This is a genomic window from Paenirhodobacter hankyongi (assembly GCF_003664585.1).
Lineage (GTDB): Bacteria > Pseudomonadota > Alphaproteobacteria > Rhodobacterales > Rhodobacteraceae > Rhodobacter > Rhodobacter hankyongi.
On the sequence record NZ_RCHI01000013.1, the window covers coordinates 65,212 to 79,145 of the forward strand.

Sequence of the window (13,934 nt, forward strand, 5' to 3'; positions counted from 1 at the left end):
GGCGCCGGTTTCCGGCCCCGCCCAAGAAAAACAGCAGGCAGGCAGATGCGGACGACCGACCATCACGTGTTTCTCTCGATGCCGGGCACCGGAACCCTCGGTGCCATCCTCGCGCGCAGTCTGGCCACCGGGCAGGCGGCTCTTGGTGCGGCCGGGCTGGGCAAGGCGGTGCTCGGACCCGTGGCCTCGGGCGGCGTTCATGTCGACGAGACGATCTGCGGTCGCGCCGCGGCGGGGATGGAAGGCTTCTTCCCGCTCGCCGAGGCCCGCGCCTTTGCCTTTGCGCGCAAGATCCGCGGCCCGGTCGGGCGGCTGGTGCTGCCGATGCTGCCGCTCGATGCGCTTTATCCGCGGCTGTGGCGGGCGCAGGCCGCACGCCGCGAGATGCCGGCCTTCGACGAACTTGCGCCGCATCTGCTGGCCGAGCCGCGCGGCTGGTTCGATCTGGCCTCCGAGCTGATCGCCACGCTTGCGCCGCGCGAAACCATCCTGCTGGTCGACCCGACGCCCGCCGAGGCGCTGGCCGCACTGGTGCCCGAGGCAGAGCTTGCCGCCCCGGCTTCCGTCGAGCCCGAGCTGCCCGATACCGCGCTCGCCATGCTGCAGCGACTCCATCGCAGCGGCATCACGCTGCCCGCGCGGCAGCTCTCGCGCCTTGTCGCCTTCCATCTGCGCCAGCCGCAGCCCGCGCCGATTGCGGCGTTCTCCGAGCTTGACGCCGCGCGCCTGCGCCGGCAGTTCGCGGCCGATCTCGATCAGCTCACCGGTCTGCCCTGCGTGCGCGTCGGCGCCGCGCCGCAGCCGGTGGTTCTTGCGGCCGAGTGAGCCCGGAACAGGAAAAGGCCCCGCCGAAGCGGGGCCTTTTATTTCAAGCGATTAGCCGTCGAAGTTGACACTTTCGATGAGCTTCAGTGCCGCCGGTCGCAGCTTCGCCACCTCGACAAGGCCAAGCGCGTCCGGGGTGAACTCGCCCCAGCTCTCGACCAGCGCCGAGCGCGGCACGCCGGGCTTCACCGGGAATTCGTTGTTGGTCTCGGCATAGATCCGCTGCGCCTCGTCCGAGGCCAGGAATTCCATCAGCTTCAGCGCCGCGTCCTTGTTCGGGGCGGATTTGGTCATCGCCACGCCCGAGATGTTCATGTGCGTGCCGCCGCCCTCGAACTTCGGGAAGACGATGCGCACCGCGGCGGCATAGTCCTTCTCGACCGGGTCGGCGACCATCTGGCCCATGTAATAGGTATTGCCGAGCGAGATGTCGCATTCGCCGGCCCAGATCGACTTCACCTGGCTGCGGTCGTTGCCCTCGGGCTTCTTCGCGAGATTGGCCTTCACGCCCTCGAGCCAGGTCCGCGTTGCCTCCTCGCCGTGATGGGCGAGATAGGCCGCGGTCAGCGCGACGTTGTAATCGGCGGTGAAGGGGCGGGTGCAGATCCGGCCCTTCCACTTCGGATCGGCGAGATCCTCGTAGCTCGTCACCTCGCCGTCCTTCACCCGGTCGCGGCTGGCGTAGACGATGCGGGCACGGGTGGTCAGGCCGAACCACTGATGGCCCGGGTCGCGGAACTCGGCCGGGATCGCGGCGTCGAGCGCGGGATCCTCGACCGGCTGGGTGACGCCGGCATCGACCACCTGCATCAGTCGCGCGATATCGACGGTCATCACCAGATCGGCGGGCGAGCGCGCGCCCTCGGCCACCAGCCGCTCGACCATGCCCTTGTCGACGAAGGCGACGTTGACGTCGATGCCGGTCTCCTTGGTGAAGGCGTCGAAGAGCGGCTGCACCAGCTCGGGCTGGCGGTGCGAATAGACATTGACCTCCTCGGCCAGCGCCGGGGTGGCAGCGAGCGCCGTGGTCAGGGCCAGAAGGATGCGCGCGGTCATGGGTGACTCCTTTGGTCAGGTTTTGACGTTCTATGCCCGAGCGTGGCACAGGGGTCAATACCTGAGTGAAGAAATCGGGAATGCCGCGCGGGGCGACGCGGGCCGAGGGGGCGCTGCCCCCGCGGCTGCGCCGCCCCCCGAGGTCTTTGGGGCAAGATGAATGGCTGGGGCTCAGCCGGCCGCGACGGCGGTCTCGAGCGCCTCGAGGGCGGCCATCCACAGTTCCTCGGCGCGGGTCATCGCGTCGCGCGCCTCGGCATGCTTGCGCAGCCACTTGTCACGCTCGGCTGCGCGGGAGGCGTCGTAAAGCTCTGGGTCTGACAGCTTTTCGTCCAGCTTTTCAAGCATTTCCGCAAGCTTGTTCACGCGTTCCTCGCATTTGCGCGCCTCCGCGCGCAGGGCAAGGATGGCGTCGCGCGAGGGGCGCGCGGGCTTGTCCTTCGGCTTCGGTGCGGGCTTGTCCGCCGGATCGCCCGCCAGCAGCTCGGCGCGGTATTGCTCGAGATCGCCGCCATAGGGGGCAACGGCGCCGCCCTTCACCAGCCACAGCCGGTCCGCGGCCAGGCTGAGCAGGTGCATGTCATGGCTGACCAGAACCACCGCGCCCGAATAGGCGGTCAGCGCCTCGACCAGCGCCTCGCGGCTTTCGATGTCGAGGTGGTTCGTCGGTTCGTCGAGGATCAGCAGATGCGGCGCGTCGATCGTGGCCAGCAGCAGCGACAGGCGCGCCTTCTGACCGCCCGAGAGCTTGCGCACGATGGTCTCGGCCTGATCGGCAAAAAGACCGAAGCCCGCCAGGCGCGCGCGCAGCTTCGTCTGCGCCTCCTCGGGGCGAAGACGCTGCAGATGGGTGAGCGGCGTCGCGTCGAGGTCGAGCTCGTCGACCTGGTGCTGGGCGAAATAGCCGATGCGCAGCTTCGAGGAGCGGGTGATCGAGCCCTCGGAGGCCTCAAGCTTGCCGGCGAGCAGCTTGGACAGGGTGGATTTCCCCTCGCCGTTGCGGCCCAGCAGCGCGATCCGGTCGTCCTGGTCGATGCGCAGCGACAGACGGCGCAGCACCGGCTTGCCGCCATAGCCGACGGCCGCGCCCTCCATCGCGATGATCGGCGGGTTCAGTGCCTCGGGCGCGGGGAAGGAGAAGGCGACCTTCGCCGCCTCTTCGGGGGCGGTGATCGGCTCCATCTTTTCCAGCATCTTGACCCGGGCCTGGGCCTGGGCGGCCTTGGTGGCCTTCGCCTTGAAGCGGTCGACGAAGCTTTGCAGATGGGCGCGGCGGGCGTCCTGCTTCTTCGCCTCGGCCACCAGGGCGGCGCGGGCGGCAGCGCGCTGGCGGGCGAACTGGTCGTAGGGGCCCTGCCACAGCGTCAGCTTGCGGTTCTCGAGATGCAGGATCGAGCCGACGGCGCGGTTCAGAAGTTCCCGGTCGTGGCTGATGATGATCACCGTATGCGGGTATTTCACCAGATAGCTTTCGAGCCAGAGCGCGCCCTCGAGGTCGAGGTAGTTGGTCGGCTCGTCAAGCAGCAGCAGGTCGGGCTGGGCAAAGAGCACGCCCGCCAGCGCCACGCGCATCCGCCAGCCGCCGGAGAAATCCGAGCAGGGGCGGCGTTGCGCCTCGGCGTCGAAGCCGAGCCCCTTCAGGATCGCCGAGGCGCGGCCCTCGGCCGACCAGGCGTCGATATCGGCGAGCCGGGTCTGGATCTCGGCGATGCGGTGCGGGTCGGTGGCGTGGGCGGCCTCGTCCATCAGCGCGGCGCGCTCGGTATCGGCGGCGAGCACGGTGTCGATGAGCGAGGTCGAGGAGGAGGGCACCTCCTGCGCCACACCGCCGATGCGGGCCTGCGACGGCAGGCTGATCTCGCCGCTTTCCAGCGCGAGTTCGCCCCGGATCAGGCGGAAGAGCGTGGTCTTGCCCGCGCCGTTCGCGCCGACGAGGCCGACCTTGTGGCCGTCGGGAATGGTGGCAGAGGCGCCCTCGAACAGTGGGCGGCCCTCGACGGCATAGGTGATGGTGTCGATCTTCAGCATGGCCGAGCCATGCCCGAGCGGCGCGCGCGCGTCAACGGGGCGCGCGGGGGCGGCTTGCGCGAAATGGCGTGGCTGTCATGCAGATATCGCGTTTTGCCGCGATACCTGCCCGAAAGACGGGGTTTTCAACGCCGATTCCCCATGCTAGCAGGCGCCAGACCAAAACCTGACCGGGTGGACAGCCCCCCGGTCCCCTCCCAGAAAGGCTTCCCTCATGGCCATCGAACGCACCCTCAGCATCATCAAGCCCGATGCGACCCGCCGCAACCTGACCGGCAAGATCAACGCCAAGTTCGAGGAAGCGGGCCTGCGCATCGTCGCGCAGAAGCGCATCCGTCTGTCGCTCGAGCAGGCCGGCAAGTTCTACGAAGTGCACAAGGACCGTCCGTTCTACGGCGAACTGTGCGAATTCATGGCGTCGGAGCCGGTCGTCGTGCAGGTGCTCGAGGGCGAAGGCGCGATCGCGAAGAACCGCGAAGTGATGGGCGCCACCAACCCGGCGAACGCCGCCGACGGCACCATCCGCAAGGAATTCGCGCTGTCGATGGGCGAGAACTCGGTGCACGGCTCGGACGCGCCGGAAACCGCCGCGGTCGAGATCGCCTACTTCTTCTCGGGCCTCGAACTGGTCGGCTGAGCCGGATCCGGTTTGTGGCGCCTCAGCGCCGCAGCCCCACGCCAATCTCGTCAAGGGCCGCTTCCAGCCGGAGGCGGCCCTTGTCCTGTCCGGCGCCACCCGCTGAGGGGGCGCGGGCCGCGGCCTTGATCGCGTCGAAGCGCAGCCGCAGCGCGTCCTTCTCGGCGCCGCGGCAATCGTTCCAGGGGCGGCCCTGCAGCGCCATCACCAGCGCGTAATAACCGATGAAATGGGGCGGGTTGCCGGCCGCCAGCCAGGCCGAATAGGCGGCGTCGGCGCCGATCTCGATCAGCGTCTCGGCATCGGGGATACCGGCGCGCGCGAAGCCCTCCGCGGTGGCGGGGCCGATGCCGGAGATGTCGGTGAGGGGGCGGGGCATGGCAGGCTCCTGCGCAAGATGGCGCAGTCTCGCCGAAGGGGCGCCGGGGCACAAGCCGCCGGGAACGGCGCCGCGGGTCTGGCGGGCGCAGGCAGGAGCCCGCGCGCGCCCGAGTCAGGCGGTCAGATCGCCGCCCAGTCGGTGATCTTCACCGGTGCGCCCTGCTGCACGACCGGGGTCGACTGGGCCTGCTGCTGCGGGGCGGGTTGCGCGGACGGGGCCGGTTGGGCTGCGCCCGACTGTTGCGTGCTCTGCATCTCTTGCCTCATGCAACGCCGACATGCCTCGACATGAGGCAGTTTGAAAACGGCGAGACGTTGGCGGGAGGTAGGCTGGCGCGCGCATCCGGTCAAGCGAAGTCGCGCGTTCGGGGCCGGGCTCGCGAGGATGTTACAGCCCGGCCACGGCCTGGTCGGGGCTCTGCCCCTGCGGCCGGCCGCACAGCGAGATCGTGCGCTCGGCGGGCAGGCTCAGCAGCCGGTCGAGCGCGGCATTGTCGGCGACGAGATCGGCGAGCGTGCAGCTGTCGAGCGAGGCATAGAAGGCCTCGAGCGCCTTGCCGAGGGCCACGCGGAACAGGCAGGCCTCGCTCAGCGGGCAGGTGTTTGCCTCGGCGTCGAAGCATTCGGCGAAGGGCAGGGTGGCCTCGAAGGCGCGCAGCACCTCGCCGACGCCGATCTCGGCCATCGGCCGCGCCAGCCGCAGCCCGCCCGAGCGGCCGCGCTGCGTCTCGATGAAGCCGCGCTGCGCGAGGGTGTTGACGACCTGCGCGAGGTGGTTTTCCGAGGCGTTGCAGGCGGCGGCGATCTCGTGCTTGCGCACGATCCGGCCGGGATTGACCGCACAGCACATCAGCGTGCGCATGGCCAGGTTGGTTCGCGTCGTCAGTCTCATGGCAAGGCCCTCTGTTCAGCATCCCATAGGCGAAACCGGGCCGGCGCGATTTGACCCAGATCAGATATCCGCGATGCATGATTTTTTCGGGGTCATGCGTCTCTCCAACTGCCCGCGCCTCTATTCTCCCAAGACAGGCTCAAACGGGCAGCGGACAGATTTCGACCTCCTGTCCCGGCGTCTCTATGCTTCGCCACTGGCATTCGCCGCGCCCCTCAGGCTATGCTCATTGACGGGTTACGCCTTCATCTGATTTCTGCCGGAGCATGTGATATGAAGAACCACGAATTCCCTTTTCAGCAGGGTGATCTTGACTGGTTGTGCAGTCTCTATGCCACGATCAACCTGATGCACCTTCAGAAGGATATCGACGGCATTGAGGATGCCGGAATAAAGTTCAACGAACTTCTTCAGTATGTTGCGACGAACGGCGACCTGTTCCGGACAATCACGGAAGGGGTGTACCGCGCCGATGTCATCGAGTTCCTGAGCCATTTCGACTATAAGGCCAAGCGTTTCGTCAAGCCGACGCCAGAGGAAATCGTCGAACATTCGACAGATGGGGCGATCATCTACCTCAAGCGCCCGGACGGCTTCGACCACTACACCGCGATCCGCACTGTGGGCGGTCTTGGCAAGATCGAGCTTTTCGATAGCTATGGCTTCAAGAAAATCCAATGCAGAGACGGGGCATGGTTCCTCGATGATGGGGAAATCGAGATCCTGAACCTTTACACGGCGAAGAAGTGAGCGAACTCGTCGCGCATCTTTCGGGTGTCTTGGTATTTTAGACCTTCGCGACCTTATGGTGCACCGCTGTCGTCATTTGGGCGATCTTTGCTGCCCCCAACCCACGCCTGCCCCTGCGCCCATGCTTGACCTTTTGCCACCGTCGGTTCAGCTAGGGCGCGAGACAGGAGAAGCAGATGGCACTCGAGGACGCGAAGACCCAGGTCGACATGGCTTTCACCCGTGCGGAGGCGCGCGGGCTGGCCTTCGAGAACACCTTCGGCGGTGCCACGAGCTTCCTGCGCCGGCGCTATACCAAGGATCTGACCGGGGTCGATCTGGCGGTGACCGGCGTGCCCTTCGACCAGGCGGTGACGAACCGGCCCGGCACCCGCTTCGGGCCGCGCGCGATCCGCGAGGCCTCGGCGCTGCAGGCGCCCGACGCGCCCTTCGGCTGGGGTTATGATCCGCTCTCCGAGATGACCGTCGTCGATTACGGCGATCTGGCCTTCGACTATGCCCACACGCCGTCCTTCCCGGGCCGGGTCGAGGCGCATGTCGCGGGCATCCTCGCCGCCGGGGCGGGCAGCATCACGCTCGGCGGCGATCATTTCATCACCTTGCCGATCCTGCGCGCCTATGCCGCGAAATTCGGCCCCGTGGCGCTGATCCAGTTCGACGCCCATTCCGACACCTGGGCCGATGACGACATGAGCCGGATCGACCACGGCACCTTCCTCTACAAGGCGTTGAAGACCGGGGTGGTGGCGCCCGGGACCACCGTCTCGGTCGGCATCCGCACCGACAACCCCGACACCTGCGGCGTCACCATCCTCGACGCGCCCTTCGTGCATCAGGCGGGCGTGGCCGAGACCGTGGCGCGGATCAAGGCGGTGGTGGGCGATCGGCCCTGCTACATCACCTTCGACATCGACTGCCTCGATCCGGCCTTTGCGCCCGGCACCGGCACCCCGGTCTGGGGCGGACTGGCCTCGTGGCAGGCGGCGGCGATCCTGCGCGGGCTCGCCGGCATCAATCTGGTCGGCGGCGACGTGGTCGAGGTCTCGCCGCCCTATGACACCACCGGCGCCACCGCGATCGCCGGCGCCCATGTGGCGATGGAGCTGATCGCGCTTTACGGCTGGACCCGCCGGGGGCGCGCATGATCCTGCGCCTCGTCGCCGCGCTTCTCCTGCTTGCCGTGCTCGGGCTCGGGGCCTGGGTCCGGCTCGCGCCGCTGCCGGCCGATCTCTATCACCGGATGGATTCGGCGCATGGGGTGGGCGACTGGCCGGCGCCGGGCGGCTTCGAGGCGGTGCGGCAGGTGACCGAGCCGAAGGCGACGCTGGCGGCGCTGGTGACCGTGGTCGAGGCGACGCCGCGCACTGCGCTGATCGAGGGCAGCGTCGAGGAGGGGCTGGTCACCGTCGTCACCCGCTCGGCCCTCTGGGGCCTGCCCGACATCTCCAATCTCTGGATCGAGGGGGACCGCGTGCATGTGCGCGGTCATCTCATTTTCGGGCCTTTCGATTTCGGCGGCAACCGCAGCCGGATCGAGGGCTGGCTTGCCCGCGCCGGGGTGCACTGAGCGGGACGGGCGGCTGTTGCGGCAAGGGCACGCCGCGCCGCGCTTTCGGCGGCCTTGTCTTGCAGCGCGGGGGCCACGCCCCTATCTCCAGCGCAGCGAGACTGCGAGGCAAGCCATCATGCGCGACCTGTATCATTACTTCCGGTGGGCCTTTGTGCTGACGGGGGTGGGGCTCGCGCTCGCCTTCTGGCTGGGCTGGGGCTATTCGCACAGCGCGGCGGGCGCGCTTTCGTTCCTGCTGATCGCCGCCGTGCTGGCGGTGCTCGAGGTCTCGCTCTCCTTCGACAACGCGATCGTCAACGCGAACCGGCTGAAGGACATGAGCCCCGCCTGGCAGCACCGCTTCCTGACCTGGGGCATCATCATCGCCGTCTTCGGCATGCGCATCCTGTTCCCGCTGCTGATCGTGGTGATCGCCGCCGGCATCGGCCCGCTCCAGGCGCTCGATCTCGCCGCCACGCGCCCCGCCGAATACGCCCGCATCGTCGGCTCGGCCCATGTCTCGATCGCGGCCTTCGGCGGCGCGTTCCTGATGATGGTGGCGCTGACCTATTTCATCGACGAGGGCAAGGAGATCGACTGGATCGCCGCGCTCGAGCGCCGGCTGCGTGCCTGCGCCTCGATCCGCGGGCTCGAGATCGGCTTCGTGCTGGCGGTGGTGCTGCTCTTCGTGTGGCTGCTGCCGCCGCGCACCGAGGGCAACTTCCTCTTTGCCGCGGTGGCGGGGCTCCTGACCTTTCTCGCCGTCGAGGTGCTCGGCCAGGTGCTCGACCGCGCTTCGCTCGCCGCCGACACAGCGCGGGCGGGCTTTGGCGCCTTCCTCTATCTCGAGGTGCTCGATGCCTCGTTCAGCTTCGACGGGGTGATCGGCGCCTTCGCGCTGACCCAGAACCTGTTCCTGATCGCCATCGGCCTTGGCATCGGTGCGCTTTACGTGCGCTCGATGACGATCATGCTGGTCGAGAAGAACACCCTGGCCGAGTTCCGCTATCTCGAACACGGTGCCTTCTGGTCGATCCTGATCCTCAGCCTCATCATGTTCCTGCAGACGATGATGCATGTGCCCGAGGTCATCACCGGCCTTCTGGGTGCGGCGCTGATCGGGCTGGCCTTCTTCTCCTCGCTGCGCTTCCGCCGCCACCACGAAGCGGCCTGAGCGCGCCTGCCGTCCTGGCAAGCCGGGGTTGCCGCAACGGCAGATTCCGCCACCCGCTGGCCATCGCGCGGCTCGACACCGACACGGGGGCAGGCCACAGTCCGGGCCGAGGACGAATCCGCCGGGCCGCCCGCCCGCCGGAAACCGAGGAGATCCCATGGGCAAGCTCTACAAGCGCTACCTGCCGCTGGCGCTGTGCGTCATCCTGTGTGTCGCAAGCCTTTTCGGACTGGCGCATTCCGCCTGGTTCTGGCTTGGGGTGCTGGTGTTCGGGGCGCTCGCGGTGATGGGCGTGCGCGACATCATCCAGACGAAACACTCGATCCTGCGCAACTACCCGGTGATCGGGCATCTGCGCTTCCTCTTCGAGGAGATCCGTCCCGAGATCCGGCAATACCTGATCGAGAGCGATTCCGACGAGGAACCCTTCTCGCGCGAGGAACGCTCGATCGTCTATCAGCGCGCGAAGAACGTCGAGGATGCGCGCCCCTTCGGCACCAAGATCCAGGTCTATGGCTCGGGTTATCAGTGGCTGACCCATTCGATCCGGCCGCGCCACATCGCCGACACCGATTTCCGCGTGACGATCGGCGGGCCGGATTGTGCGCAGCCCTATTCCGCCTCGATCTACAACATCTCGGCGATGAGCTTCGGTGCGCTCTCCTCGAACGCGATCGAGGCGCTGAACCGCGGCGCGAAGGCGGGCGGCTTTGCCCATGACACCGGCGAGGGCGGGATCTCGCGCTATCACCGCGCGGGCGGCGGCGATCTGATCTATGAACTCGGCTCGGGCTATTTCGGCTGCCGCAATCACGATGGCTCCTTCAACCCCGAGAAATTCGCGCGTCAGGCCGCCGACCCGCAGGTGAAGATGATCGAGATCAAGCTGAGCCAGGGCGCCAAGCCCGGCCATGGCGGCATGCTGCCGGCGGCGAAGATCACCCCCGAGATCGCCGAGGCGCGCGATGTGCCGATGGGCGTCGACTGCATCTCGCCGGCCTCGCATTCGGCCTTCTCGACGCCGCTCGAGATGATGGCCTTCATCCGCCAGCTGCGCGAGCTGTCGAAGGGCAAGCCCGTGGGCTTCAAGCTCTGCGTCGGGCACCGGCGCGAATTCATGTGCATCGTCAAGGCGATGCTCGAGACCGGCATCACCCCCGACTTCATCGTCGTCGACGGCAAGGAGGGCGGCACCGGGGCGGCGCCGCTCGAATTCTCGAACCACATGGGGATGCCGCTGGTCGAGGGGCTGACCTTCGTGCACAACACCCTGCGCGGCGCGGGCCTGCGCGAGCGGGTGAAGATCGGCGCTTCGGGCAAGCTGATCTCGGCCTTCGACATCGCCAAGGCGCTGGCGCTTGGCGCCGACTGGGCGAATTCGGCGCGCGGTTTCATGTTCGCGATCGGCTGCATCCAGGCGCAGTCGTGCCACACCAACCGCTGCCCGGTGGGCGTGGCGACGCAGGACAAGTCGCGCTCGCGGGCGCTCGTGGTGCCCGACAAGGCCGAGCGGGTGGCGAATTTCCACCGCAACACGCTGAAGGCGCTGGCCGAGATGACCGGCGCGGCCGGGCTCGACCATCCGGGCGGCTTCCTGCCGCATCACCTGATGATGCGCGAGAAGGACCGCAACATGGTGGTGGGCGACGAGGTCTATCCCTACATGCCCGAGGGCTTCCTGCTGCGCGAGGATGATGACCGCTTCGGCTATCTGAAACGCTGGCGCCGCGCCCGGCCCGAGGCCTTCGAGCCCTTCGACAGCGGCGTGTGATCCACCGCCGCGATCCCGGACAGGAAAAGGGCGCGCCATCGGCGCGCCCTTTCGGTTTCCGTGGCCCTGGACCGGGGTCAGCCCGCGAGCGCCGCAAGCACCTCGGCGGGGGTGATCGGCAGATGCCGCATCCGCACGCCGACCGCCTCGAAGATCGCATTGGCGATCGCCGGGGCGACGACGGTGGTGCCGGGCTCGCCGAGCCCGGTCGGCACCTCGGTGCTTTCGACGAACTCGACCACCACCTCGGGCGTGTCGATCATCCGCAACGGCGTGTAGCTGTCGAGATTGCGATCGCGCGGCAGGCCCGCGGCGATCTCGGTGCCCTCGAAGAGCGCCATCGACAGGCCCCACAGCGCCGCGCCCTCGCATTGCGCCTTGGCGCCGTCGGGGTCGACCACGGTGCCGCAATCGACGACCAGCCAGATCTTCTGCACCTCGACCCGGCCCGAGGCGCGGTCGACATGCACCTGCGCCGCGCCGCCGACCCAGGTCGGCATCGAGCGCGACTGGCCATAGGTGGTGGCGATGCCGATCGCGGTGTCGTCGGGCAGCCCGCCCTTGCCATAGCCCGACAGCTCCGCTACCCGGCGCAGCACATTCGCCTGCCGCGTCGCGCCGCCGGTCGCGTTCGGCGCCTCGCCGGCATTGCGGCCGGTGGCGCGGAAATGGTCGAGCCGGAACGCCAGCGGGTCGGCGCCGATGTGGCGCGCGGCCTCGTCCATGAAGCTTTCGACCGCGAAGTTGATCCAGCCCGGCGAGACCGAGCGCAGCCAGCCCGGCCGGAAGGTGCTTTCGGCAAGGTCGTTCGAGATCGCGCGGGCGCGTTGTGCCCCGACGTCATACCAGTGGTCGATGCCATCGGCCGCGAAGGGATCGTAGGGCTCGCCATTGGTGCCCTTCGGCATGAAGCCCGGGATCATCACCTTCGTCGGCCAGCCCGCGGTCACCGCGCTGTCCATCGCGATCACCGCCTTGTCGGCGTCGAAGGCCATCTTCAGGTGCTGCACCGAGGGCGCGCGCAGGCTGTCGAAGGCGGCGTCCGCCTCGCGCGACATCACCATCTTCACCGGCTTGCCGTCGAGCATCTTCGAGGCGAGCGCCACCGGCACGGCATAGTCGCCGTTCAGCCGCCGGCCGAAGCCGCCGCCCAGCATGTAGCTGCGCATCACCACCTCGCCGTCGCCGACGCCAAGCGCGGTCTGCAGCCAGGGCAGGGCGAGCGATTGCCACTGGTTGCCCGAGTGGATCTCCCACACGCCTTCGGCGTTGCGGAAGGCGAGCGCGTTCAGCGGTTCAAGCTGGAAGTGCAGCACCGAGGCGGTGGTGTATTCCGCCTCGAACACATCCGCCGCCTTGGCGAAGACCGGATCGACATCGCTGTTGCCGGTGTCGAGGATCGCGCCAGTGCTCTCGTCCGCGATCAGCTTGCGGCCGTAATCCTGGATCTGCGCCTCGTCGACGGTGGCCGCCGGGCCCGCGGTCCAGGTGACCTTGATCGCCTTCGCGGCCTTGACCGCGGCCCAGTGGCTGTCGGCGATGACCATCGCCCAGCCCTGCACGGTCTCGGACGGGTCCTCGAGCGTCAGCGTCTGCTGATAGCCCTTCACCGATTTCGCCGCGCTGTCGTCGATTGCGGTGATGACCGAGCCATAGCGGGTCGGCGGCATCAGCGGCACGGCATGGACCATGCCCTCGACCTGCGCGTCGATGCCATAGATCGTGGCGCCGGTGGTCTTGTTGGCGATGTCGAGCGCGGTGACGTCCTTGCCGACCAGCGTCAGCTCGGGGGCGGGCTTGAGCGGCAGCGCCTTCAGCTCGTCCTCGGTGAAGGCGCGGGTGATGCCCGCGGCCACCAGCTCGCCGAAGCCCGCCGAATGGCCGGGCGCGGTGACGGTGCCGTTCGCCACGGTGACGGTCGCGACATCGACGCCCCAGAGCGCGGCGGCCTTCTCGGCGAGCGCGATGCGCCCCGCGGCGCCTGCCTGGCGATAGACCGGCCAGCTTTGCCACACCGACCAGCTGCCGCCGGTGACCATCAGGCCCCATTTCGGATCGGTGTCGACATGGGTGATGCGCACGTCATCCCAGTTCGCGCCGAGCTCGTCGGCAAGGATCCGGGCGATGGCGGTGCCCACATGCTGGCCCATCTCGGCGCGGATGATGTTGACGTTGACGATGCCCTTGCTGTCGATCCAGTACCAGATCGCGGGCTCGTAGCTTGCGCCTGCGGCCTCGGGCGGCAGGCCGCCCGGCGCGGCCGGGTCCATCGCCGCGGCGCCCTGTTTCGGGAAGCCGAAGACGGCGCCCGCGGCGCACAGCGACACGAGGAAGCCGCGCCGGCTCAGGTCGGGCAGGGCGCGCTTGTTGGGCGGGAAACGCAGGGTGTCAGCCATTGGTCTTCTCCCCCCGCATCGCGGCCGCGGCCTCGCGCACCGCCTCGCGGATCCGGTTGTAGGTCATGCAGCGGCACAGGTTGCCGGTCATCACCGCGTCGATATCGGCATCCGTCGGGTTCGGGATGTCCTTGAGGAAGGCCGCGGCCTGCATGATCTGGCCCGACTGGCAGTAGCCGCACTGCGGCACCTTCAGCTCGCGCCAGGCCTGCTGCAGCGGGTGCTCGCCCGCCGGGTCGAGCCCCTCGATCGTGGTGATCTCGGCCCCGGCCACGTCCGAGACCGGGGTGATGCACGAGCGCGTCGCGCGCCCGCCCACATGCACGGTGCAGGCACCGCACATGCCGATGCCGCAGCCGAATTTCGTGCCGGTCAGCCCGACCTCGTCGCGGATCACCCACAGCAGCGGGGTATCGGGATCGACGTCGACGCGCACGGCGCGTCCGTTGATGCTGAATTCGATCATCTCATCTGT

14 protein-coding genes are annotated in these 13,934 nt (G+C 68.2%); 7 read left to right on the forward strand and 7 right to left on the reverse strand.

From position 1 onward, the window contains the following. The first annotated feature begins 45 nt into the window (after positions 1-45). Complete coding sequence (locus DYS74_RS13345; protein ID WP_121534184.1) at positions 46-825, forward strand: hypothetical protein; 780 nt, start codon at positions 46-48, stop codon at positions 823-825. Positions 826-876: 51 nt separating this feature from the next. Here the strand turns inward: DYS74_RS13345 and DYS74_RS13350 are convergent, their stop codons facing one another. Together DYS74_RS13350 and DYS74_RS13355 are read right to left on the reverse strand one after the other, a co-directional pair. Continuing rightward, positions 877-1,881: a Fe(3+) ABC transporter substrate-binding protein gene (locus tag DYS74_RS13350; protein WP_121534185.1), complete on the reverse strand. Its 1,005-nt coding sequence runs from the start codon at positions 1,879-1,881 to the stop codon at positions 877-879. Positions 1,882-2,052: 171 nt separating this feature from the next. Continuing rightward, on the reverse strand, positions 2,053-3,909 hold the full coding sequence (locus DYS74_RS13355) for an ABC-F family ATP-binding cassette domain-containing protein (RefSeq protein ID WP_121534186.1): 1,857 nt from the start codon (positions 3,907-3,909) through the stop codon (positions 2,053-2,055). Positions 3,910-4,123: 214 nt separating this feature from the next. On the opposite strand from DYS74_RS13355, the gene ndk reads away from it, so the two are divergent. Then, positions 4,124-4,546 carry a nucleoside-diphosphate kinase gene (gene ndk / locus DYS74_RS13360; RefSeq protein ID WP_121534187.1) on the forward strand — a complete coding sequence of 141 codons (423 nt, stop codon included), beginning with the start codon at positions 4,124-4,126 and terminating at the stop codon, positions 4,544-4,546. Positions 4,547-4,568: 22 nt separating this feature from the next. Here the strand turns inward: ndk and DYS74_RS13365 are convergent, their stop codons facing one another. From DYS74_RS13365 to DYS74_RS13370, 3 genes are all read right to left on the reverse strand, one after another. Beyond that, positions 4,569-4,925 (reverse strand): TfoX/Sxy family DNA transformation protein, encoded by a 357-nt coding sequence (locus tag DYS74_RS13365; RefSeq protein ID WP_121534188.1) that lies wholly within the window; start codon positions 4,923-4,925, stop codon positions 4,569-4,571. Between the two features lie 122 nt (positions 4,926-5,047). Then, positions 5,048-5,182, reverse strand: a complete 135-nt coding sequence (locus DYS74_RS19050) for a hypothetical protein (protein WP_281272464.1) — start codon at positions 5,180-5,182, stop codon at positions 5,048-5,050. Positions 5,183-5,315: 133 nt separating this feature from the next. Next, on the reverse strand, positions 5,316-5,819 hold the full coding sequence (locus tag DYS74_RS13370; RefSeq protein ID WP_121534189.1) for an RrF2 family transcriptional regulator: 504 nt from the start codon (positions 5,817-5,819) through the stop codon (positions 5,316-5,318). Between the two features lie 273 nt (positions 5,820-6,092). On the opposite strand from DYS74_RS13370, the gene DYS74_RS13375 reads away from it, so the two are divergent. The 5 genes from DYS74_RS13375 to DYS74_RS13395 all read left to right on the forward strand — a co-directional run bounded on the left by DYS74_RS13375 (position 6,093) and on the right by DYS74_RS13395 (position 11,063). Further along, complete coding sequence (locus DYS74_RS13375) at positions 6,093-6,569, forward strand: hypothetical protein (RefSeq protein WP_121534190.1); 477 nt, start codon at positions 6,093-6,095, stop codon at positions 6,567-6,569. Positions 6,570-6,745: 176 nt separating this feature from the next. Next, a complete protein-coding gene (speB, locus tag DYS74_RS13380; RefSeq protein WP_121534191.1) occupies positions 6,746-7,714 on the forward strand; it encodes an agmatinase in 969 nt (322 codons plus the stop codon). Then, on the forward strand, positions 7,711-8,136 hold the full coding sequence (locus DYS74_RS13385) for a DUF1499 domain-containing protein (RefSeq protein WP_121534192.1): 426 nt from the start codon (positions 7,711-7,713) through the stop codon (positions 8,134-8,136). Before speB ends, DYS74_RS13385 begins: the two co-directional genes overlap by 4 nt. Before the next feature lie 118 nt (positions 8,137-8,254). Then, the gene (locus DYS74_RS13390) at positions 8,255-9,292 is read left to right on the forward strand and encodes a DUF475 domain-containing protein (protein WP_121534193.1); all 1,038 of its coding nucleotides are present in this window, start codon (positions 8,255-8,257) and stop codon (positions 9,290-9,292) included. A gap of 157 nt (positions 9,293-9,449) precedes the next feature. After that, positions 9,450-11,063: an FMN-binding glutamate synthase family protein gene (locus DYS74_RS13395; RefSeq protein WP_121534194.1), complete on the forward strand. Its 1,614-nt coding sequence runs from the start codon at positions 9,450-9,452 to the stop codon at positions 11,061-11,063. 77 nt (positions 11,064-11,140) lie between these two features. Here the strand turns inward: DYS74_RS13395 and DYS74_RS13400 are convergent, their stop codons facing one another. Together DYS74_RS13400 and DYS74_RS13405 are read right to left on the reverse strand one after the other, a co-directional pair. Continuing rightward, positions 11,141-13,459 (reverse strand): xanthine dehydrogenase family protein molybdopterin-binding subunit, encoded by a 2,319-nt coding sequence (locus tag DYS74_RS13400; RefSeq protein WP_121534195.1) that lies wholly within the window; start codon positions 13,457-13,459, stop codon positions 11,141-11,143. Continuing rightward, positions 13,452-13,925 carry a (2Fe-2S)-binding protein gene (locus DYS74_RS13405; protein ID WP_121534196.1) on the reverse strand — a complete coding sequence of 158 codons (474 nt, stop codon included), beginning with the start codon at positions 13,923-13,925 and terminating at the stop codon, positions 13,452-13,454. Before DYS74_RS13405 ends, DYS74_RS13400 begins: the two co-directional genes overlap by 8 nt. Positions 13,926-13,934 lie beyond the last annotated feature (9 nt).

Coding starts and splice junctions, on each gene's coding strand:
- DYS74_RS13370 (WP_121534189.1), bottom strand. CDS start 5,819: ATGAGACTGACGACGCGAACCAACCTGGCCATGCGCACGCTGATGTGC.
- DYS74_RS13365 (WP_121534188.1), bottom strand. CDS start 4,925: ATGCCCCGCCCCCTCACCGACATCTCCGGCATCGGCCCCGCCACCGCG.
- DYS74_RS13390 (WP_121534193.1), top strand. CDS start 8,255: ATGCGCGACCTGTATCATTACTTCCGGTGGGCCTTTGTGCTGACGGGG.
- DYS74_RS13405 (WP_121534196.1), bottom strand. CDS start 13,925: ATGATCGAATTCAGCATCAACGGACGCGCCGTGCGCGTCGACGTCGAT.
- DYS74_RS19050 (WP_281272464.1), bottom strand. CDS start 5,182: ATGCAGAGCACGCAACAGTCGGGCGCAGCCCAACCGGCCCCGTCCGCG.
- DYS74_RS13355 (WP_121534186.1), bottom strand. CDS start 3,909: ATGCTGAAGATCGACACCATCACCTATGCCGTCGAGGGCCGCCCACTG.
- DYS74_RS13400 (WP_121534195.1), bottom strand. CDS start 13,459: ATGGCTGACACCCTGCGTTTCCCGCCCAACAAGCGCGCCCTGCCCGAC.
- DYS74_RS13385 (WP_121534192.1), top strand. CDS start 7,711: ATGATCCTGCGCCTCGTCGCCGCGCTTCTCCTGCTTGCCGTGCTCGGG.
- DYS74_RS13345 (WP_121534184.1), top strand. CDS start 46: ATGCGGACGACCGACCATCACGTGTTTCTCTCGATGCCGGGCACCGGA.
- ndk (WP_121534187.1), top strand. CDS start 4,124: ATGGCCATCGAACGCACCCTCAGCATCATCAAGCCCGATGCGACCCGC.
- DYS74_RS13350 (WP_121534185.1), bottom strand. CDS start 1,881: ATGACCGCGCGCATCCTTCTGGCCCTGACCACGGCGCTCGCTGCCACC.
- DYS74_RS13375 (WP_121534190.1), top strand. CDS start 6,093: ATGAAGAACCACGAATTCCCTTTTCAGCAGGGTGATCTTGACTGGTTG.
- speB (WP_121534191.1), top strand. CDS start 6,746: ATGGCACTCGAGGACGCGAAGACCCAGGTCGACATGGCTTTCACCCGT.
- DYS74_RS13395 (WP_121534194.1), top strand. CDS start 9,450: ATGGGCAAGCTCTACAAGCGCTACCTGCCGCTGGCGCTGTGCGTCATC.